General features: G+C 72.9%; 2 protein-coding genes. One reads left to right on the plus strand and one right to left on the minus strand.

Features of this window, described 5'->3' with window-relative positions:
* A partial coding sequence (locus EIO58_RS17580) for a substrate-binding domain-containing protein (protein WP_164861854.1) occupies window positions 1-316 on the plus strand: 316 nt, incomplete at its 5' end.
* Between the two features lie 145 nt (window positions 317-461).
* On the opposite strand, the gene galE is transcribed toward EIO58_RS17580, so the two are convergent.
* Window positions 462-1,442 (minus strand): UDP-glucose 4-epimerase GalE, encoded by a 981-nt coding sequence (gene galE, locus EIO58_RS17585; RefSeq protein ID WP_127820522.1) that lies wholly within the window; start codon window positions 1,440-1,442, stop codon window positions 462-464.
* Window positions 1,443-1,592: the final 150 nt, after the last annotated feature.

Here is a 1,592-nt window from a genome sequence, read left to right on the forward strand (position 1 = left end):
CGCGGCATCCGCCCTCCGCACCGACGAGGTGACGGCGCTGTTCGTCGCGAACGACCAGATGGCCCTCGGAGGGCTGCGCGCGCTCGCCGAGGCAGGCCGCGACGTGCCGCGCGACGTGAGCGTGGTCGGCTTCGACGACGTGGCGGATGCCGCCGACTACCGTCCGCCCCTCACCACCGTCCACCAGGACTTCGACACCCTCGGAACCCGTGCCGTCGCCGTGCTCATCGACGGCATCGAGGCCGGCGCCGACGCGACCTTCGAAACCGTGCCGACGCGGCTCGTGGTGCGCGCGAGCACCGCTGCCGCCCGCTGACGTCGCTCCGGAACTCGGAGAATCCCCCGGCTTGCGGATGATCCGGGCGTGCTGATCCGGAAAGCGTCGCGTCGTCCGATCTCCGGGTCCGAAAGCCGATGCCGGCGGTCGAACCCCGGCCATCGGGAGGCGTCCCGCCGACCCGTCAGGCGCCGGCGGCCCGGCGGGCCTCCCAGCCCGAGCGGACCATCTCGTCGACGCTGTAGCGGTTGGCCCAGCCGAGGTCGCGGGCGGCGAGCTCGCCGGTCGCGACGATGCGGTCGGGGTCGCCGGGGCGGCGGGGTCCGATCTCGGGCGTGAAGTCGATGCCGGTGACGCGGGCCATCGCGTCCATGATCTCGCGCACGCTCAGCCCGTTCTGCGAGCCGAGGTTGTACGCGGGCTCGACCGGCTCGCCCGCGGCGAGCCGTCTCGCCGCCACGGCGTGTGCGGCGGCGATGTCGGAGACGTGCACGTAGTCGCGGACATTGGTGCCGTCGGGAGTGTCGTAGTCGTCGCCGTTGATGCGCGGCGTGCGTCCTTCGAGGAGCGCCTCGAAGACGAGCGGAAAGAGGTTGTGCGGGCTCGTGTCGTAGACGCTCGGGTCGCCCGAGCCGACGACGTTGAAGTAGCGCAGCGACGTGTGCCGCAGCGGATGCGCCGAGTCGGCGGTCGCGACCGCCTGGTCGCGCAGCAGCCACTCGCCGATGAGCTTCGACTCGCCGTACGGCGACGCCGGTCGCTTGGGCAGGTCCTCGGTGACGAGCGGCACGTCGGGGGTGCCGTACACCGCGGCCGACGACGAGAACACGATGTTCGCGACATCGGCGGCGGCCATCGCCTCCAGCAGTACGCGCGTGCCCTCGACGTTCTGCGCGTACGTGTGGAGGGGGCGGCGCACCGAGACTCCGGCGTACTTGTAGCCGGCGACGTGGATGACGCCCTCGACGTCGTGCTCGCGCAGCGTGCGCTCGACGAGGTCGCGGTCGAGGATCGAGCCCTGCACGAACCGCACGCCCTCCGGCACGAACGAGGCATGCCCGCTCGAGAGGTCGTCGAGCACGATGGGCGCGAGTCCCGCGTCGGCGAGAGCGCGGACGATGTGGGCGCCGATGTAGCCGGCGCCTCCGGTCACGAGCCAGGTCATGTCACTCCGGGGGTCGGGGTCGCCGAGCGGCGTCGCGTTCCATTGTGCCCGGTCCGGGTGCCGGCTCGTGCCGGCAGGTTTCGTCGGGCGACGGATGCCGCGGCCCGGCGCCGCCCGCGCGGCCGAGGCGTCGCGGGTCAGACCCGGCCC

It is taken from the genome of Microbacterium sp. CPCC 204701, assembly GCF_004010105.1.
Classification (GTDB): domain Bacteria; phylum Actinomycetota; class Actinomycetes; order Actinomycetales; family Microbacteriaceae; genus Microbacterium.